The 17,480-nt window shown below is 43.9% G+C and carries 22 protein-coding genes; 3 read left to right on the top strand and 19 right to left on the bottom strand.

Annotated elements, in window-relative coordinates:
• Positions 1-14: 14 nt before the first annotated feature.
• The 4 genes from ychF to HUS26_RS16370 all read right to left on the bottom strand — a co-directional run bounded on the left by ychF (position 15) and on the right by HUS26_RS16370 (position 3,473).
• Positions 15-1,112 (bottom strand): redox-regulated ATPase YchF, encoded by a 1,098-nt coding sequence (ychF, locus tag HUS26_RS16385; protein WP_173918116.1) that lies wholly within the window; start codon positions 1,110-1,112, stop codon positions 15-17.
• Positions 1,113-1,296: 184 nt separating this feature from the next.
• Positions 1,297-1,494 carry a DUF951 domain-containing protein gene (locus HUS26_RS16380; protein ID WP_173918115.1) on the bottom strand — a complete coding sequence of 66 codons (198 nt, stop codon included), beginning with the start codon at positions 1,492-1,494 and terminating at the stop codon, positions 1,297-1,299.
• Between the two features lie 15 nt (positions 1,495-1,509).
• Complete coding sequence (locus tag HUS26_RS16375; RefSeq protein ID WP_173918114.1) at positions 1,510-2,409, bottom strand: mechanosensitive ion channel family protein; 900 nt, start codon at positions 2,407-2,409, stop codon at positions 1,510-1,512.
• A gap of 47 nt (positions 2,410-2,456) precedes the next feature.
• Positions 2,457-3,473 carry a hypothetical protein gene (locus tag HUS26_RS16370; RefSeq protein WP_173918113.1) on the bottom strand — a complete coding sequence of 339 codons (1,017 nt, stop codon included), beginning with the start codon at positions 3,471-3,473 and terminating at the stop codon, positions 2,457-2,459.
• A 93-nt stretch (positions 3,474-3,566) separates the two neighbouring features.
• On the opposite strand from HUS26_RS16370, the gene yyaC reads away from it, so the two are divergent.
• Entirely contained in the window at positions 3,567-4,178 is a 612-nt protein-coding gene (gene yyaC / locus HUS26_RS16365) for a spore protease YyaC (protein ID WP_173918112.1), read from the top strand.
• A gap of 400 nt (positions 4,179-4,578) precedes the next feature.
• Here yyaC and HUS26_RS16360 read toward each other — a convergent pair whose 3' ends face one another.
• The 8 genes from HUS26_RS16360 to HUS26_RS16325 all read right to left on the bottom strand — a co-directional run bounded on the left by HUS26_RS16360 (position 4,579) and on the right by HUS26_RS16325 (position 11,443).
• Positions 4,579-5,283, bottom strand: coding sequence for a DUF554 domain-containing protein (locus HUS26_RS16360; RefSeq protein ID WP_173918111.1), 705 nt, complete (start codon positions 5,281-5,283; stop codon positions 4,579-4,581).
• A gap of 79 nt (positions 5,284-5,362) precedes the next feature.
• Positions 5,363-6,208, bottom strand: a complete 846-nt coding sequence (locus tag HUS26_RS16355) for a ParB/RepB/Spo0J family partition protein (protein WP_173918110.1) — start codon at positions 6,206-6,208, stop codon at positions 5,363-5,365.
• Positions 6,189-6,962, bottom strand: a complete 774-nt coding sequence (locus tag HUS26_RS16350) for a ParA family protein (RefSeq protein WP_173918109.1) — start codon at positions 6,960-6,962, stop codon at positions 6,189-6,191. The genes HUS26_RS16355 and HUS26_RS16350 overlap by 20 nt, the downstream gene beginning before the upstream one ends.
• 108 nt (positions 6,963-7,070) lie before the next feature.
• Positions 7,071-7,946 carry a nucleoid occlusion protein gene (noc, locus tag HUS26_RS16345; protein ID WP_173918108.1) on the bottom strand — a complete coding sequence of 292 codons (876 nt, stop codon included), beginning with the start codon at positions 7,944-7,946 and terminating at the stop codon, positions 7,071-7,073.
• Positions 7,947-8,333: 387 nt separating this feature from the next.
• Entirely contained in the window at positions 8,334-8,684 is a 351-nt protein-coding gene (locus tag HUS26_RS16340; protein WP_173918107.1) for a VOC family protein, read from the bottom strand.
• Between the two features lie 29 nt (positions 8,685-8,713).
• A complete protein-coding gene (locus tag HUS26_RS16335) occupies positions 8,714-9,151 on the bottom strand; it encodes a GNAT family N-acetyltransferase (protein ID WP_173918106.1) in 438 nt (145 codons plus the stop codon).
• A gap of 32 nt (positions 9,152-9,183) precedes the next feature.
• Entirely contained in the window at positions 9,184-10,404 is a 1,221-nt protein-coding gene (locus tag HUS26_RS16330) for an MFS transporter (protein ID WP_254434222.1), read from the bottom strand.
• Positions 10,397-11,443 (bottom strand): metalloregulator ArsR/SmtB family transcription factor, encoded by a 1,047-nt coding sequence (locus HUS26_RS16325; RefSeq protein ID WP_173918104.1) that lies wholly within the window; start codon positions 11,441-11,443, stop codon positions 10,397-10,399. Before HUS26_RS16325 ends, HUS26_RS16330 begins: the two co-directional genes overlap by 8 nt.
• Positions 11,444-11,651: 208 nt before the next feature.
• Between HUS26_RS16325 and HUS26_RS16320 the strand changes: the two genes are divergently transcribed.
• Positions 11,652-11,912: a transcriptional regulator SplA domain-containing protein gene (locus tag HUS26_RS16320; protein ID WP_173918103.1), complete on the top strand. Its 261-nt coding sequence runs from the start codon at positions 11,652-11,654 to the stop codon at positions 11,910-11,912.
• On the top strand, positions 11,906-12,934 hold the full coding sequence (splB, locus tag HUS26_RS16315) for a spore photoproduct lyase (RefSeq protein WP_173918102.1): 1,029 nt from the start codon (positions 11,906-11,908) through the stop codon (positions 12,932-12,934). Before HUS26_RS16320 ends, splB begins: the two co-directional genes overlap by 7 nt.
• 41 nt (positions 12,935-12,975) lie before the next feature.
• On the opposite strand, the gene HUS26_RS16310 is transcribed toward splB, so the two are convergent.
• The 7 genes from HUS26_RS16310 to HUS26_RS16280 form a co-directional block, all read right to left on the bottom strand.
• On the bottom strand, positions 12,976-13,524 hold the full coding sequence (locus HUS26_RS16310; protein WP_173918101.1) for a hypothetical protein: 549 nt from the start codon (positions 13,522-13,524) through the stop codon (positions 12,976-12,978).
• A gap of 47 nt (positions 13,525-13,571) precedes the next feature.
• Positions 13,572-13,844 carry a hypothetical protein gene (locus HUS26_RS16305; protein ID WP_173918100.1) on the bottom strand — a complete coding sequence of 91 codons (273 nt, stop codon included), beginning with the start codon at positions 13,842-13,844 and terminating at the stop codon, positions 13,572-13,574.
• On the bottom strand, positions 13,841-14,290 hold the full coding sequence (locus HUS26_RS16300) for a DUF948 domain-containing protein (protein ID WP_173918099.1): 450 nt from the start codon (positions 14,288-14,290) through the stop codon (positions 13,841-13,843). Before HUS26_RS16300 ends, HUS26_RS16305 begins: the two co-directional genes overlap by 4 nt.
• Positions 14,291-14,321: 31 nt before the next feature.
• Positions 14,322-14,753, bottom strand: a complete 432-nt coding sequence (locus HUS26_RS16295) for a DUF948 domain-containing protein (protein ID WP_173918098.1) — start codon at positions 14,751-14,753, stop codon at positions 14,322-14,324.
• 109 nt (positions 14,754-14,862) lie between these two features.
• The gene (locus tag HUS26_RS16290; RefSeq protein ID WP_173918097.1) at positions 14,863-15,795 is read right to left on the bottom strand and encodes a DMT family transporter; all 933 of its coding nucleotides are present in this window, start codon (positions 15,793-15,795) and stop codon (positions 14,863-14,865) included.
• 88 nt (positions 15,796-15,883) lie between these two features.
• Positions 15,884-16,252, bottom strand: a complete 369-nt coding sequence (gene gvpU, locus HUS26_RS16285) for a gas vesicle accessory protein GvpU (RefSeq protein ID WP_173918096.1) — start codon at positions 16,250-16,252, stop codon at positions 15,884-15,886.
• 30 nt (positions 16,253-16,282) lie between these two features.
• Positions 16,283-17,473 (bottom strand): hypothetical protein, encoded by a 1,191-nt coding sequence (locus HUS26_RS16280; protein ID WP_173918095.1) that lies wholly within the window; start codon positions 17,471-17,473, stop codon positions 16,283-16,285.
• Between the last annotated feature and the right edge of the window lie 7 nt (positions 17,474-17,480).

Raw genomic sequence — 17,480 nt, 5'->3', positions numbered from 1 at the left:
GGAGAGATCCTCGCTTATACGTTAAAACGGAAATGAATAACGTCGCCATCCTTCACTAAATAGTCTTTACCTTCTAAACGGACACGGCCGCGGTCACGGGCAGCACCCATCGTACCGGCCTCTGTTAAATCTTCATAGGATACGGTCTCTGCGCGGATAAAGCCGCGTTCAAAGTCTGTATGAATAATTCCGGCACACTGAGGAGCCGTCATGCCTTCTTTAAATGTCCAAGCTCTTACTTCCTGCTCGCCGGCTGTGAAATACGTAGCCAGTCCAAGAAGGTTATACGTCGCTTTAATCAATTGATCCAAGCCGGACTCTGCAATTCCGAGATCCTCAAGGAATTCCTGCTTCTCTTCACCGTCAAGCTCAGCGATCTCTGCTTCAATTTTCGCACAGACGACGATCACTTCGGCGTTTTCATTAGCAGCAAATTCTCGGATCTGCTTCACTTTTTCATTATCTTCTTCGCCAATTTCGTCTTCACTAACATTCGCTACGTAAAGAATCGGTTTTGAAGTTAATAGATGAAGACCTTTTACAATCTTCTGCTGGTCACTTGAGAATTCAACAGCACGGGCCGGCTGTTCATTTTCTAATGCATCCTTCACTTTTTCAAGCACAGTCTGCTCTGCAACGGCGTCCTTGTCTTTCTGACGGGCCATTTTCGCCACGCGGTCCATACGCTTCGTCACTGTCTCAAGGTCAGCTAAGATCAGCTCAAGGTTAATAGTTTCGATATCAGAGATCGGATCCACCTGTCCTGAAACGTGTGTAATATTTTCATCGTCAAACGCGCGGACGACATGACAAATCGCATCCACCTGGCGAATGTGGGAAAGGAACTGGTTCCCTAAACCTTCACCCTTACTCGCCCCTTTTACAATACCGGCAATATCGGTAAATTCAAAAGCTGTCGGTACGGTCTTCTTCGGGTTGACAAGCTCCGTCAATTTCTGCAGACGGGCGTCCGGAACTTCCACGATCCCTACATTAGGGTCAATGGTCGCAAACGGATAGTTGGCAGACAGCGCACCTGCCTGTGTAATCGCGTTAAATAAAGTAGATTTGCCCACGTTCGGCAGACCTACGATTCCTGCTGTTAATGCCATATAAAATTCCACTCCTTAAGGATTTACATACATGTATGTTGGTCATACCAATTATAGATACTCTATCAGAAAATAACAACCTTGCCATAAATAAAAGAACAAGCACACGGGTGCGCTTGTTCTCTTATTTCTTTATAGCAAAATTATAAAATTGAAGGTCTTCTCATTATTAAAAATGCAAAGATTACTCATTATGTGTTTCGAGCACCTTTTTCATTTTAGCTTCAAACTTTTTCCTTGGAATCATAACACTGTGGCCGCAGCCTTCACATTTAATGCGAATATCGGCTCCCATACGAATGATCTTCCATCGGTTCTCTCCACACGGGTGGGCTTTTTTCATTTGAACAACATCATTTAATTCGTAGGTCTTTTCCGCCATACCTCGTTCCTCCTGTTAATCTTTCATTCGTCGATGGTCCTGTGAATTTGGTTCCTCATGGCGTGAATACATAACCATCCGAGGGAATGGAATCTCAATGCCTTCCTTGTCTAGTCGGTTTTTCACTTCTTTTCGTAAGGCACGTCCTATGGCCCAGTGCTCCATCGGATAAGTTTCTCCAATAATTCGCATCACAATATCTGAGTTTCCTAAATTCTGAACACCTAATAACTCAGGAGTAGCTACAAGTTCCTCGTAACGGTCTGGCATTTCCTCTAACAATTCTAATATTACTTTTTCCGCGCGGTCAATATCGCCTTCGTAAGCAATACTAACGTCAACGACCGCGATACTGTTATGAATCGAGTAGTTTGTGACCTGAGTGATATTACCATTTGGAAGAATATGAATCTCGCCTGTCCAGCTTTTAATTTTGGATATACGCAGCCCAATCTCCTCTACAAAGCCTTCCGCACCAGAAGCCATGACATAGTCACCTACGGAAAACTGGTCTTCAAAGATTATAAAGAATCCGCTGATTACGTCGCGCACAAGGTTCTGTGCACCAAAACCTATCGCAAGCCCGGCAATCCCGGCACCGGCGAGTAATGCGCCAATATCAAGCGTAAAGGTTTCGAGAATCATAATAAAAGCCGAAAAATAAACAATATAGCTTAATGTATTAATAACCAGCTTTTTCAGGGTTGCTTCTCTTCGCGCGGTAATCGAGAAAGGCCCCTGCCTTCTTTGGGCAAAGAACTGGGAAACAACGCGCTGTCCAACTTTTATAATAATGAAAGAAATGATCAGGATCAATACTATTTTTAAAGCGCCTCTACCAACGGCAAGCCAAAGTTCAGGCCCTGTTATAAATTGAAATATATTTTCGCTTTCCTGCACAACCTCATCTACCACAGCTATTCCCCTGCCTCTTTTGTGTTTGAGATTATTTTAACAGGTTTTCAGCTGGTTTTAAATCGATGAGTGACCGGGTAGAGAAGCAAAGCTGTTAAAATATACAAATTTAACACGCCATATAAAGGATATAAGTATTGAATTAATGTAGAGAAACCGAAAGAAGTAAAGGGAAGCATCACGGCAATGAGCGCAAATGCTATGATCCACAGCGGCTGTTTCCAATATTCCCTGAATCTCGTAACGAGCCCGAACGTTCCCGAGGCCGCCGTTGTAAAAATCGCAATCCACATGACAATAGACATAAACACCATCATGGAATAAGGGTAATGCTTCAATATGGCAAATAGCGGGATTTCATACAATAGAATTTCTTCTGATATTTGAATCAGGCTGCTGTTATAAAGAAATGAGATACTTCCTAGTAAAAATCCGCTTCCTATACTTGCCACCCACACTTCACGCCGACTCTTCATCCGGCTGCCTACCGCTCCAAGAACTGCTACTAACGGAAGGACATTAAGCGCGGTGAAAGGAAAGGCTGCCATCCAATTGGCAGTATCGCCGATATGCTCAAATAAAGAAAGCTTCTGATCTGTTATGAACAGAAAAAGAATCAACAGGAGCCCGACAATTAAAACAGGCAGCACGAGAGCATTCATAATAACGAGTCCTTTTACATCCCAGACAAAAAGCAGGATTAACGGAAGAGCGATTACTAATACACCCACTCGGTAGGAAATATCATAAGCCTGTAGTGTGGCTCCGCTCCCAGCCAGCATGACAATCGTCGTCGTGAATAAATAAAAAATGATCATCCAGTCGTACACACCGGTCAGGTGCCGGCCTACAATCGTCCTAAGTACAGGCAGATAGTGCATCGACTGCTGTTTATAGCTTATGCTCATCACAGATCCGCAGCAGACCATAAACATCACCGTAAATAAGAGGATGGCTAAGCTGCTGTCTTGTCCAAAAAACTGCCATAGCTCTCTTCCCGACGCATACCCCGCTCCAATCGTTGTCCCTATAATCAAGAAGATCCACTTAACCCCTGCCATCATCTAGAACCGCTCCCCCACCCGAAGTATTTTGCTACGTATAGAACGCCGATTTCCTTTATATACTGTTACTAATATGTGTGTGGAGGAGAAGCTATGAGTATGAAGGACAAGTTTACAAAAACAGACCTGCGTTTTCCTGCCGATGATCCTCATATCATCAACAGCCTGAGTGAGCATCTGCACAATACGTTACCTTATGAAGAGAAAGTCATCATCATCTGCATTGGCACCGATCGTTCAACAGGAGATGCTCTTGGTCCATTAGTAGGCTCGATGCTATCCGAACAGCAGCTGCAGACCTTCCACGTATATGGAACACTTGAAGAGCCTGTCCATGCACTAAACTTAAAAGATACACTATCAGCCATTGAAACTATGCACGCCAGCCATACAGTCTTAGCGATAGACGCCTGCCTCGGCAAAAAGACTTCGATCGGCCACATCGTCTTTGGAGAAGGGGCTCTCACGCCAGGAGCTGCCTTGAAGAAAGATCTGCCGGCAGTCGGAGATTATCATATCAGCGGGATGGTCAATGTCGGAGGGTTTATGGAATATGCCGTTTTACAGAACACACGCCTGCACGTCGTAATGAACATGGCAGCGAAAATAGCCGCTGCCTTAAAGGTGACGGAGAAAAAGAGAATCAGCGCAAAACTAAAACAGCCGCCGCGCACATTTATAACCTCAAAAAAAGAGCAGCGTTAGCTACGCTGCTCTTTCAGCTTGTTGGGAAACGATTCCTTTGGGGTTTGGAATAAAGCTTCTTCCTCCATGAGATTTACAAAATGTTTTCGTTCCGTTTTCTCTCTTCAACTTAAGGGGTCTGGTAACTTGCGAGACTCCTGCAGGGTGAAAGAGCCAGGGGCGAGACCCCCGAAGTGAAAACGAGGAGGCTCGACGGCTCCCCGCGGAAAGTGAGTAATTTCCCGGACCCCTTGGTTCCATTTTTCATAAACGGAACACGCTTTTTTTATCCTAGACATTGCTCCTGCAAAAAACGGACGATCCGATCCCGCGCAGAATAGGTTTCTCGGCGTTAGTCCACTAAAAAGCGAGGTGGTTCCCGTCCCATTAGTCCCCTTTTTAAGGCCAATGGTATCCTACTTTAAAACCACTGCGCTGCATATAAGACAAACCCCACCATAACTAAAGAAGGCAGCAGGTTAGCTACCCTGATCTTCGTCAGCTTAAGTAAATTCAAACCAATCGCTACAATCAGAAGGCCCCCGGTAGCGGTCATTTCTGTAATAAACAGGTCGAGCATATCCCGAGGGATCCAGCGGTTGATCTGTGTGGCTAGTAAAGCAATCGACCCTTCATATAAAACGACGGGAATGACAGAAAAGATCACACCAATACCTAACGTTGAGGTAAGGACTAAAGCGACAAATCCGTCAATAATCGCTTTGGTGATCAGGATCTCATGATCGTTGCGAAGCCCGCCGTCCAAAGCACCGATTACAGCAAGCGCCCCGATGACAAAAATAAGCGAAGCCGTAATAAAGCCCTGCGCAATTGTGGACTTCTGCTCGGGTGATGAAAATTTTCTTTCAATCCAGCGTCCTATGTACTCCAGCCGTTCTTCTAAATGGAGCGCCTCTCCGACAATCGCTCCCGATAATAAACTCAATAACACGATAACAATATTGTCTGTTTCAAACCCCATCTGCATACCGATAAGCATAACAGCAAGGCCGACACCGCTCATTACGGTCTCTTTAAAGCGTTCCGGAATTTTTGTGAAAAATAGACCAAGCAGTGTACCAACGATAATACATACTCCATTAACAATTGTGCCTAATAACGCCATCCTTTACATCTCCAATGCGTGTTTCACGTGAAACCTAACAACAGAAAAGGCCCGGCTGCTTGCTCACCCGGCCTTTCCTCTATTTATTATGTTCCATCCAGTTTAGTATCCGCTCCAAATCTTCCTGATCGGAAAATTCGATTTCGATCTTGCCTTTTCTCTTGCCTTTATGAATCGTGACTCCCGTGCCTAAGCGTTCTTTCAGCGTTTCTTCCCGCTCTTTTATGAAGATATCTTTTTCCGCCGGCTTCTTTTTCTGGCGGGGCTTCCGTTCGTTCAGCTCAACAATCAGCTTTTCCACCTGCCGGACATTTAATTTATCCCGCTCAATTTTTTCTACAACCAATGTTATCTTATCTTCGTTTTTCAAGCCTAAAAGTGCCCGTCCATGACCCATGGACAGAGTTCCTTGGTTAATCTTTTCGATCACTTCTGGTGAGAGATTTAAAAGGCGGACGAGATTGGCGATATGAGATCGGCTTTTGCCAAGCCTTTTTGAAAGCTCGTCCTGAGTCATTCCAAGCTTCACCATTAAGTTCTGATAAGCTTGAGCTTCTTCAACCGGCGTAAGATTCTCCCTTTGAAGGTTCTCCAGCAGCGCGACTTCCATCATCTGATTATCCGTCATTTCCCTAACGATGACAGGAACCGTCTCAAGTCCAGCCTGTTTAGCCGCACGATACCTTCGCTCTCCGGCGATCAGCTCATACCCTTTAATACTTTTTCTTACAATCAGCGGCTGGAGAATACCATGTTCCTTGATCGAGTTCGCCAGCTCCTCAAGGGCTTCTTCTGTAAAGTACTTACGAGGCTGATAAGGGTTTGGCCTGCATTCTCTCACCTTTACTTCTTCCAACTGTTCGTCGTCCTTGGCATTTAAATCGGTAAACAGCGAATTTAACCCTTTACCTAACCCTCTCGCCATTTGCTACCACTTCCTTCGCTAGTTCTAAATAGACTTCTGCCCCTCGAGACTTTGCATCATACAAAATAATCGGCTTTCCATGACTCGGCGCTTCACTCAAACGGACATTGCGGGGAATAATTGATTGATAGACTCGTTCCTGAAAATACTTTTTCACTTCATCAATTACCTGAATTCCTAAGTTGGTGCGGGCGTCAAGCATCGTTAAAAGCACACCTTCGATCATCAGGTTTTTATTCAAATGCTTTTGGACCAATCGGATGGTATTAAGCAGCTGACTTAACCCTTCTAACGCGTAATACTCACATTGGACAGGGATCAAGACAGAATCAGAAGCCGTTAATGAATTAATGGTCAACAGCCCTAAAGAAGGAGGACAATCGATAATGACATAATCGTAGTCTCCTTTTACTTCATCAATCGCCTGTTTTAGACGAACTTCGCGGGAAATCGTAGGAACGAGTTCAATCTCGGCTCCTGCTAATTGAATGGTAGCCGGGATGGTCTCTAAATTCTCTACCATCGTTGTGGTACGTACATCTTCTGCGCTCACACTACCGACCAGCACATCATAGATGCATTGATCGACGGTTCCTTTCTCCACTCCTACCCCGCTCGTCGCATTGCCCTGCGGGTCGATATCCACGAGGAGAACTTTATGATTTAAATATGCTAAGCATGCACTTAAGTTGACGGCTGTGGTGGTTTTCCCTACGCCTCCCTTTTGGTTAGCTACGGAAATCACTTTACCCATGCTGTCACCTGCCTTTTTGTTTGGAGTACCGGCCAAGGCCAGAATGACTGTCCGCTTTTAAAAACACCCATCTAAACATAGGAAGATGGGTGAGAGAAGTCTTAAGTTCTATGGTTTTTTCTTCGGAATCTTTATCGTAAATTGATAGTAGTCTTCGTGGTCTTCTTCATTCGTTTCCAAGTCGACTCCCGTATCTGTAACCATATCAAGAGACTGGCGGATCGTATTCATGGCAATTCTCATATCTTTGTTAACCCCTTTAAGCCTCGGCTTTCTTTTCTTAGGGGTTGTATCTTGCATTTTCTTAATCCGTTCTTCTGTCTGCTTTACATTCAGCTGTCTTTCGATGATTTCCTGCAGCAGCTTCTCCTGCTTTTCCTCATCTTTTAAAGCAATTAATGCTCTCGCATGGCGTTCAGTGATTTCTTTAGTCATGACAGCCATTTGAACAGATTCCGGCAGCTTTAGAAGTCTCAGCTTGTTAGCCACAGTCGATTGGCTTTTTCCTAAACGCTGAGCCAGCCCTTCCTGGGTTAACTCATGAATTTCAAGCAGTCGGGCATAAGCCGCAGCTTCTTCAATAACCGTCAGCTCTTCACGCTGAAGGTTCTCGATTAAAGCTACAGAAGCCGTTTGGGCATCATCCATATCTCGAATAATCGCGGGGATCGTTTCCCATTCAAGAGTCTGAACGGCACGCCATCTGCGCTCCCCTGCAATTAACTCATACTGTTCTTCATTTAGTCGACGTACGACAATCGGTTGAATCATCCCATGTGTATGTAACGTCTGGGCGAGTTCATTGATTTTTTCCTCGTTGAAAATGGCTCTTGGCTGATAGCGGTTTGGTTGAACGCGATCAACAGGAACTTGAATGACTTCGTCTGGATTATATTCTTCTTGTTCGACTTGTTCTTCTCTCTCATCATGCTCTGAATCCGACTTGTCGCCCAGTCCGAACAGACGGCTAAAAGGATGTAACACGATCAAACACCACCTTTTTGCGATCAGGCACACAGCTGTTTCACGTGGAACATTCACAGCCAATAGAAAAAAGCGCCGCAGGCTAAATAGCTGCTGCGCATTCGTAATGCCTTTTTACTCTTAACTTATTTTATCATATTTTCCCTATTAAAGTATCGAGGAAGCGCAATATTTAATAGTTCACTTTTCGACAGTATTTTATAAATTATGAAACTCGTTTATATTATAATAGTTATTTTATAGATTTTCGACCATTTCGAGAGATAAATAGATGTCCAATTTCTTGAAATCTTTTAACCCTCTTATTTACAGCATATATTCAGCGGGCCTCCCAGCGAAACCCAACGAACTGCATACGTTCACACACTTGAATCACAGGTACTTTCTTCAGCACTCGCACACCATCAGGACATTCCCATCCAGATCAGTAAACTTAAACCAGTGACCGTTCTCCACATCTGTTAACAGATTCATCTGTTTCTCTTTCATAAACTGATAGGCCCCTTCAATATCTTTGGTATTAAAATGAAAAGCCGGCACTTTAAAAGTCGCCTCTTCTGCATAAATTTTACTGTCGAGCACAATTCCTGTACCTTTCATAGGTAGGACATAGAGGTGGCCGTGAAGCACCTCGCCATCAGCCGGCACACCTAATAGATCACAGTACCAATCCCGTGCCTTTTCCACATCTTTTACAGGAATAAAAACAGTCCCCAGTTCATTTAAGAGAGGATTCATTGATCAAGCCCCTTTTCGTTTTTAGGAATTTAAAGCTTCTTCGCCATCACCGTCCGCTGTTCGGTGAATCCAAGCTTTTCGTATAAAGCACGCGCATGGTTGCCTGCATACACGACGAGCCGCACTGACGTCATGCCCTGCAGCTTCAGCTCTCTTAAGGCACTATCCATTAAAGCCCTGGCATACCCCTTTCCTCTATATTCTTTTCTCAAAAATAAATCGTAGATAAATCCCACTTTCTCCCCAGAAAATCTGTCGTCCTGCTGGCCGTACACGACCCAGCCGACCACCTGGCCTTCTTCGGTGACCACCTGGATCTGGCCATCCTGGCTTAACACATCCTGCATCATCCGGGAAGCCTTGTCCTGATCCACTTCATAATAACCGCGCGATCCTTCTTCAAGCGATTCCTGCACTCTTGGAAGGATTTCATTGATTTCTTCTGTCGTCGCATGCGTTATATTCATATAGACGTTTCACTCCTTTGCCAGGTTTTACGTTAGGCCGCTTCTTTTTCTGATGATAAATCTAATGAGGGGTGTAAGTAAAATATTGAGGCGGCTGCCGCTAATATTCCCCCTAATAAAATCGTAAAAGTCGTACTGGCTGCTTCTGAAAAAACCCCGGAAAATAATGCAGCGACTGGCATCGACAGCCAGCTGATCAGCCGACTCGTGGCCTGGACACGGCCTAACAGACGGGCCGGGGTTAATTTTTGCCGGATCGTGATAATACAAGGACTTTGAATGGAAGCCGCCAAAGTACCGATGGCATTCATTAATAGCAGCGACCAGTAAGAGTGGGTCAGGCTGAAACCAATGATCGAAAGGCCGCCGAGAAAAGAAGCGGTAAACAGGATCTGACGGTAACTCCACTTTTTCTTAAGAAATGGTGAGAGGAAGGCCCCGCAAATCGCCGATGCCCCTCCCGCTGACAGTAGCCAGCCGATAGAGGCAGCGCTCAGTCCCACAGTATCCTTCATATGAAAAACCATCATCGTAAGAAACAGTGTGGTGCCGAAAATGGAAATAAGCATGGCAATATTAGTGTAGAAAATCGGTTTAATCTTATAAACGTGAGTGAAACCTTCTTTCATTTCCCGCCACATGTTTTTCCTTTTAGACGCGTGCGGACGAATCGGCAGGGTCAGAAGGGCGGCTAAAGCGAGAAAAAAGCTTAAGCTGTTAATGAGTAACGCATAGCCCGGATGGTACATGCTGACGATGATCCCGCCTAATCCAGGACCAATAAGGACAGCCGCCTGAAACAAGCCGCCGTTTACCGCATTGGCTTTTTCAAGGTCGTGTTCCCTTACGAGAGCAGGTATCGACGCAAACTGGGCCGTATTATACAGCTGGCTTAACACACCCATACCAAAAGCGCCTGTATACAGCTGCCACATCTGCAACTGATCAAACACATACAGGAATCCGATCAGGCCAATCAGTGTGCCCCTTCCTATATCACAAACGATTAAAAGAAGCTTTCTATGATAACGGTCGGCTAAAACACCGAGCAGAGGCTGAAGCAGAATGGGCAGCCGTTCTAAAAAGGCAACAATCCCCATGGCGAGCGGAGATCCGGTTAAGGATAAGACAACGAAAGGCAAAGCCAAAAAGTAAATCTGGTCGCCTATAAAAGATACGACACTTCCGCCAATTAAACGAAAGACAGGGAAATTCTTTTTCCAGGGAGGCGGCTGATCGACCCTATTATTCATAGGTCTCTCCATCTAAAAATTGCTGAAGCTCATGAGGCAGCGTATCGAGCGTATGGGGAACCAGCCGGTACGTCTGCCGGTTATTCTCTATAACTCGGGCGGATTTTAACATTTTTAAATGGTGGTGAACGGTCGTTTTGCCTATTCCCATCAAATCCGTTAACTCCTGAAGGGACTTCTCCCCTTCTGTCATATACTTGAGGATTTTCAATCGGTTTTCATCCCCAAGCGCTTTATATTTCTGAACGAGAAATTGACTGGGGGTGTAGGCGTCGCTTCCTTCCATGCTCTGGTTTGAGACCGGATAATAAAAAACCTTCTTTCCGTTTAGATCAGCTTCTAAATTCCACGGACGATACGTTTGATGAGGGATGAGCACCACTTCATACACACTTGGCTCCGGGCTATACTGAATCCCTCCGGTTGCCCATTTCACAAAGCTTTCCGGATCGATCTTTTGAAGCATTCGCTGCTTGTCTTTTATATCTTTTTGAAGAACTTTTTCAATCTTCTCTTCCTGCGGCCGTACCATTTCCTCGTACCATAACGTCATGACTTCAACGAGATGTTCTTTTAAATGATCCGTGTCCGTTGATGTAATAAAAGAAATATACGGGGAGTAAAAAGGATGATCCGCCGTTTCTTTCTGCCACATTTGGATGGAAGACTTATCGCCGTTTGCTGCTTTCTTGCGGTCTTCCTCATGCTCATACCCCAAATAAGGAAGACATACAAAGCGAAGTTGTTCGGCATTTAGGCTGTTAATGTAAGAAGTGAATGAGTTCAGTGAGGAAAAAGTGTCTTGATGCAGGAGCTGCAGGAGAGCTTTCCACGTGTTATGTACTTCCACATCGTTTAACTGTTTCTGCAGAGTGTGATTGGCCTTTTTTCTAATCGCTTGTAACGGCCGTTCTAATGTATCAATTAAAGGAGTATTCGTAACTGCCGCTATGCTAAGCGCACACTCATACAAAAGCGAGCAATCGAATGTAATTCGATACGTTTCTCTCTTTTTATAAGTTGATTTGATAATGTCCATACGATCATCCTTTCTATTTCCTCTGCTGATTAGGCTGAGGCCCATCCTGGTACCAGGTACCCTCGGTAAGTGGTACTACTCCTTATCATCATATTATATTTTTAGAATTTAATATCCAGTATAATTAGAATACTATAACTAATTTACATAATTTTCAACTCTAGTGGAACAATGAACACATACAACTTAGAGTTAGGGTGTGTAAATGATGGAAGCAGGCAGCCATAGCTACCAAGCAGGAGATATCGTATATGTAATTTATCGCAATCCCCATACTTATAATGTCGCGAACGTCCAGAAAGCGGCAGTCGTCCACAATCCCGAGCGTCCGGGAGAACTTGCCCTGTTTTTATATGAAACGTATTATCCGCTCGACGCCGGAATCGCCGTCTACCCTTCTGAAAAAGAGGCAGAGATGGCGTTTGAGGAGAGTTTCGGCTCTACTTATGAGGGGGGACTGGAATGGTAAAGCCGTTCGTTCCTCAGCTCGTCTATATCGAGCCTCGGGCGCTTGAGTATCCGCTTGGGCAGAGGCTTAAGAAGAAATTTGAAGACATGGATATAGAAATTAGGGAAACGACCTCCCATAACCAGGTGAGAAACCTGCCGGGAGAAAATGATTTTCAAAAATACCGGGTCGCTAAATCAACACTCGTAGTGGGCGTTCGAAAAACATTGAAATTTGATACGTCCAAGCCGTCAGCCGAGTACGCGATTCCTTTTGCTACAGGATGCATGGGCCATTGCCATTACTGCTACTTACAGACGACGATGGGAAGCAAGCCGTATATCCGAACCTATGTGAATACAGATGAAATCTTCGAGTCCGCCGAGCAGTATATGAGAGAACGTGCGCCGCAGGAAACGAGGTTTGAAGCTTCGTGTACGTCAGATATCGTAGGGGTTGATCATTTAACCCATACACTCAAAGAGGCAATTGAATACTTTGGGAAATCCGAGCACGGCCGCCTGCGGTTCGTGACCAAGTTTGCTCATGTCGATCATTTGCTTGATGCCGATCATAACGGGAGAACGAGATTTCGCTTCAGCTTAAACGCAGATTATGTCATTAAATTTTTAGAACCGGGCACGTCGCGTCTAAATGAACGAATTGAAGCTGCGGTTAAAGTCGCAGAAGCTGGTTACCCGCTTGGATTTATCATCGCTCCGATTTACCTGTACGATGACTGGAAAAAAGGATACCGCGAGCTTTTTGAACAGCTGGATGCTAAACTGCCGCCTCACGCTGTAAAAGATTTAACGTTCGAATTGATTCAGCACCGCTTTACCAAACCAGCCAAACGCGTCATTCAGAAAAACTACCCAATGACGAAGCTTGAAATGGACGAAGAGAAGCGCCAGTACAAGTGGGGACGTTATGGAATTGGCAAGTATGTTTATAAAAAGGATGAGCAGAGCGAGATGAAGGAAACACTTGGAGGATATATTGAACAATTCTTCCCTGAAGCTTCTTTAGAATATTTCACATAAAAAAATCCCCTTTCTTTTTGAAAAGGGGATTTCTCTTTTATTTAGTTAATTGGAGTTTTCGTAACTGTATGGTCCGTATCGTTATCATCATCTTTGCTGCTGCCTGATTCTGTAGAAGCAGCGGCTTCATCTTTAGCGGAGTCCGTCAGCTCTTCTTTCGCTTCTTTTACTTTGTCGCCGACATCCTTCAGCTCTTCACCGGCTTCTTTAGCTGTGGAGACGATTTCCTGGGATTCTTCTGTTACATCTTCTACTTTTTCTTTAATGTCTTTTCCTTGCTCATCTAAGATCTTCTGGATTTTATTCAGCGCTTCTTTTGTAATGGAGGCCGTTTTTTGAATTCGCTGCATTAAATCATTCTTAGCTCCAGATGGATCTGACTTCACATCAGCGACATATTGGCTGACAGAATTCTTCGTGGAGGAGGATTTCTCTTTAACTTTATTACGAGCTGATGGAGTGGCTAGAACGGCAATACCTCCAGCTAAAGCTCCAGCAGTAATCGCTAATGTTAATTTACCCTTCTTTGACTTCTTCTCTTCTGTTTGTGCTCTTAGTGTTGTTTCTGGTGTTTGTGTTTGGTTAGACATAATGCTCTCCTTCCGATTCCAATATGGGAATCTATCTGTTTTTTTTGTTAAACTTGCGTAATTGCATCTTTTCTTGCCTCTGACTTTAAACTTTGTTTCTTTCGCTGAATGCCCTGGTACCTCTGCTTTCCTTTTTCATTCAGCTTGTCTGTTTTCTGATTATATTTATCCTTTACATAGCCTTTCGTCGATTGACGAATTGAAGGATCATCAGGTGCAATTTTTGAACGTAATAAGGCGCCGCCCAAAAAACTTATAAGAAAAATAACTGCTGCAATGAGGTTATTGGGCTGTTTACGTTCTTTAATCGTGTGGCTCATGCTTTCTTACTCGCCGCTGCTGCTTCTTTTAAAGCTTTTCTTTTTTGCGTGAGATAATAACCAAGGGCTACGGCGCCATAGAGCCCGCTTACATCTCTTTCTTTCACTTTGGCTTCGCCTGTTGATGTACTCTTCTTCATGGATTTTGTAACATCCACTAGTGAGGAAGTTAACTTTCGGGAAGATTCTCCAATGTCACCCACAATGTAAAACAGCGGGCTGAGGGCACGAATTTTCACATTTACATCAGCTAATGTATCATTACTATTGTTTAACACTTCAACCGTCTGCGCCATTACCTCATCAAGCTGCTCGGGAAGCTTTTCTACTGTTCGGTCGACACCTTTTAAGACATTAGCCAGATTATTTAATGCTTTCATTAGAAAAATCGATACGATCGCGAATGCGATGCCTATGATCAATACTCCAATACCTAATAGATCCATTTCAAAACCTCTTTTCCTTTAGTTTCTTTTGCTATCTTGATGGGCTGTCTACCGTTTGTTTTCTTAATTTCCATTTTGTGTATAGATTAATGGCTGTATCTCCCCATCGCATAAAGTGTGCGATATTGTCAGAATGTCGATGAGATTCCTTATTCATGCTCTGTGCGAGAACGTTCATCGTATCATTCACATTCCCAACTGTTGTGCCGACATTCTGGAGTGAATCAAACAAGCTGTCCAGGGATTCACTTTTATGTTGGACATCCACAGCGAGAGAATTGGATTTTTGCAGTAATTGCTCTGATTCTTTTGTAATTCCGTCAACTTTGCTCTCCACACTTTCTAAAGTGCCGGCCACTCGTTCCATCGTCTGGGAAGCAGCTTTTAGAACTTTTACGACAAAAATGGTGAGGACAGCAAAGGATACTGCAATGATTAGTAAACTGATTGCCGTTAGGGACATGTTGATCATTCCTCCTTATATGGAAAAGATACCCTCATCTTAAGGGACGAAACGTAAAAAATGCTTGAAATTAAGGATTAAACTAAGATTATTTAAAGTAGTAATACCTTTATTTTGTATTACCCTCTGCTGGTGCAGTTAAATCTGATACTTTTTCCTTAGTTGGTGTTTTTCCTCCTTGAGTCGTTAAAATGACGCCGGCGATGACTATACAGGTCCCCACAATATGCATCGGCCTAATCGCTTCGTCCAGCCAGAGAGAAGCTCCGGCCATGGTAAAGACGGGCAGCAAATTCAAGAAGATCGATGCTTTAGAAGCACTTAATAAATCGACCGCACGGTTATAAAAAATTAAGGCGATGAAAGACGGGAAAATCCCTAGGTACAATAAACCGGCCAAATAGGCGGGCTGAGTAATGGTTGGAAAGCCAACAAGCAGCCATTCAATCAAAACAGCAGGAAAAAGTACCACTAACGCAACACCGGTGATGACGAGCACAGCCGCGTAAGGAGGGAAGCGGAACATGTGGAGCTTGACGATGACCGAATAAAACGCCCACGATAAAATCGCTCCAATCATGATCAGATCTCCCACATTCCACTCAATCTGGCTTAAATTAAGGAACCGGCCGTCCAGGATCACCCATACAGCCCCGGCGAGAGATAAAATAACGCCCAGCCACTGAACACGGAGTAATTTTTCTTTTAATATCACTAAACTCAAAATAACCGTAACCGCTGGTATCGCTGACTCCAAAATCGCCACATTAGTTGAAGACGTAAATTGCAAGGACCCATAAATAAAGGTATTAAATAAAGCAATGCCGGAAAGGGACAGCAGTAAGACCGCTCTTTTGTTTTCCAAAAACACGGACTTATTCTTCCAGGCACTTCGATACCCGATCGGAAGTAATACGATAAAGGCAATTAACAAACGAAAAAAAGTAATAGTAAACGGAGGCAGGTCATTGATCGCCTTCCCCACTAAAATATTTCCCGCGTACATAATGACTACTAAGGTCATCAAAATATAAGGATACATAAGCGCCTCCCCCTCTTCTTCTGCGAAGCTTCTTTATATGTAAGTATGACACAAAAAAGAAGCGGCCGTGTACCGCTTCTTACTAAACTTATTCTTCTTCAGATGAAATTCTGCCTAGAAAGAAGCCATCCACCTGTTCGAGTTTGCCTCGCCAGTAAAAGTCCCCTTCAGCTGGTGTTGAATCAGCATCTCCGTTAAAGATCCGCGTGTTTTTCAAATGAATATAAGAAACGCTTTTTGAATTCTCTTTGGCTGATTGACCCGCTTGACTCAGCTTTTCGCCAATCGCTTGAGAAACATCGTTCCCTTCATCAAAAACAGAGGAAATGGAATTTAAATATTCCTCTGCTGACATCGTAGTACCTGAAATTAAAGCTCCATTCACATTAAGGGTAATATCTAATGAAAAGTCATAATTATTTGCTGCTTTCACAAACGTCTGCAGAACATCGTCCATTTTAAAGCCTCCTTTTATGCCCTTTAAACTCTATTTTTTTGTGTCATCATTATTAGAGAGAGTGGTTTTTTTCTTTTGCTTTCCGTTTGACTTCGAATTATTATTGGACTTATTATTCGTGTTCATTTTTGGCGAATTTCCTTTTGAATTGCCATTGCTTTTAGACTTGTTGGAAGAACTCTTAGTTGTGGAATTAGAGTCGGACTTATTGGACTTTTTCTGCTTGTTGGAATTCTGCTGCTGATCTGTTTCCTCTTCTTCATTGTCCTCGTCGTCTTCGTCATCGTCGTCTTCATCTTTATCATCACTGGATTTCTTGTCTTTTTGAGCTTTAGAGGATTTCTCATTAGTTTCGGTCTCTGTTTCAGGCTCTGCTTCTACGGTAGCAGCAACCTCTTCACTAGCGTCTTCCTGGTCTTCCTCATCTTCATCGTCTTCTTCTTCATCAGACAGCTTATTTTCCTGCTTCTTCGAAGATTTTTTGTCCTTCTTGCCAGAGTCTTTCTCTTTCGATGCAGCCGCTTCTTCACTTGCATCTTCCTGGTCTTCTTCATCTACATCGTCTTCTTCATCGGACTGTTTGTTTTCCTGCTTCTTCGAAGATTTTTTGCCTTTTTTGCCAGAATCTTTCTCTTTCGATGCAGCTGCTTCTTCGCTTGCATCTTCCTGGTCTTCTTCCTCATCTACATCGTCTTCATCAGATTCAGACTCTTTCTCTTCACTTTCATCATCTTCAGAGTCAGAATCTTCTTCCATAGATGCCGCTGCCTCATCACTAGCGTCATCTTCTTCCTGGTCCTCCGCCTGGTCGTCAGTCTCTTCATTCTCCTCCTGCTCACCTTGCGGCTGGCCATCAAAGTACTCTTCTTCTTCCTCCTCTTGCATGTTTAACTCTTCATTTACGTCTTCAGAGGAGTCTTCTTCCTCCTGCCTGTTCTTTTTCTTCAGTTTGCCAGCCGTACTTTTTGTCTTGCTGGCTGCATCTTTTGTTTTTTCTTTCGTTTTAATTTTAGCTTTTCTAAAGCTTTCACTAGCTTTTACGCCAGCTGCTTTCCCTTTATCCTTTAAGGAAGTCCCTGATTCTTCCTCCTTGCCTTCTTGATCTTGATCGGAACTGTCTGACTTGCGCGGTTTCATAAAAATTCCAGCCGCTGTTCCGACAAGACCTCCTACGATTGCTCTAGCGAACATTCCTCTTTTATTGTTTGATTTCTCTCCCATTACTCTT

It is taken from the genome of Halobacillus sp. Marseille-Q1614 (assembly GCF_902809865.1).
Lineage (GTDB): Bacteria > Bacillota > Bacilli > Bacillales > Halobacillaceae > Halobacillus_A.
The sequence above is the reverse complement of the archived record's forward strand: the minus strand, read 5'-3'. Positions and strand labels throughout refer to the sequence as shown.

Bases quoted from the DNA above. Each gene is read 5' to 3' on its own strand.
- ychF (WP_173918116.1), bottom strand. From the start codon at position 1,112: ATGGCATTAACAGCAGGAATCGTAGGTCTGCCGAACGTGGGCAAATCT.
- HUS26_RS16380 (WP_173918115.1), bottom strand. From the start codon at position 1,494: ATGGCGGAAAAGACCTACGAATTAAATGATGTTGTTCAAATGAAAAAA.
- HUS26_RS16370 (WP_173918113.1), bottom strand. From the start codon at position 3,473: ATGATGGCAGGGGTTAAGTGGATCTTCTTGATTATAGGGACAACGATT.
- yyaC (WP_173918112.1), top strand. From the start codon at position 3,567: ATGAGTATGAAGGACAAGTTTACAAAAACAGACCTGCGTTTTCCTGCC.
- HUS26_RS16360 (WP_173918111.1), bottom strand. From the start codon at position 5,283: ATGGCGTTATTAGGCACAATTGTTAATGGAGTATGTATTATCGTTGGT.
- HUS26_RS16355 (WP_173918110.1), bottom strand. From the start codon at position 6,208: ATGGCGAGAGGGTTAGGTAAAGGGTTAAATTCGCTGTTTACCGATTTA.
- HUS26_RS16350 (WP_173918109.1), bottom strand. From the start codon at position 6,962: ATGGGTAAAGTGATTTCCGTAGCTAACCAAAAGGGAGGCGTAGGGAAA.
- HUS26_RS16340 (WP_173918107.1), bottom strand. From the start codon at position 8,684: ATGAATCCTCTCTTAAATGAACTGGGGACTGTTTTTATTCCTGTAAAA.
- HUS26_RS16335 (WP_173918106.1), bottom strand. From the start codon at position 9,151: ATGAATATAACGCATGCGACGACAGAAGAAATCAATGAAATCCTTCCA.
- HUS26_RS16330 (WP_254434222.1), bottom strand. From the start codon at position 10,404: ATGAATAATAGGGTCGATCAGCCGCCTCCCTGGAAAAAGAATTTCCCT.
- HUS26_RS16325 (WP_173918104.1), bottom strand. From the start codon at position 11,443: ATGGACATTATCAAATCAACTTATAAAAAGAGAGAAACGTATCGAATT.
- HUS26_RS16320 (WP_173918103.1), top strand. From the start codon at position 11,652: ATGGAAGCAGGCAGCCATAGCTACCAAGCAGGAGATATCGTATATGTA.
- splB (WP_173918102.1), top strand. From the start codon at position 11,906: ATGGTAAAGCCGTTCGTTCCTCAGCTCGTCTATATCGAGCCTCGGGCG.
- HUS26_RS16310 (WP_173918101.1), bottom strand. From the start codon at position 13,524: ATGTCTAACCAAACACAAACACCAGAAACAACACTAAGAGCACAAACA.
- HUS26_RS16305 (WP_173918100.1), bottom strand. From the start codon at position 13,844: ATGAGCCACACGATTAAAGAACGTAAACAGCCCAATAACCTCATTGCA.
- HUS26_RS16300 (WP_173918099.1), bottom strand. From the start codon at position 14,290: ATGGATCTATTAGGTATTGGAGTATTGATCATAGGCATCGCATTCGCG.
- HUS26_RS16295 (WP_173918098.1), bottom strand. From the start codon at position 14,753: ATGTCCCTAACGGCAATCAGTTTACTAATCATTGCAGTATCCTTTGCT.
- HUS26_RS16290 (WP_173918097.1), bottom strand. From the start codon at position 15,795: ATGTATCCTTATATTTTGATGACCTTAGTAGTCATTATGTACGCGGGA.
- gvpU (WP_173918096.1), bottom strand. From the start codon at position 16,252: ATGGACGATGTTCTGCAGACGTTTGTGAAAGCAGCAAATAATTATGAC.
- HUS26_RS16280 (WP_173918095.1), bottom strand. From the start codon at position 17,473: ATGGGAGAGAAATCAAACAATAAAAGAGGAATGTTCGCTAGAGCAATC.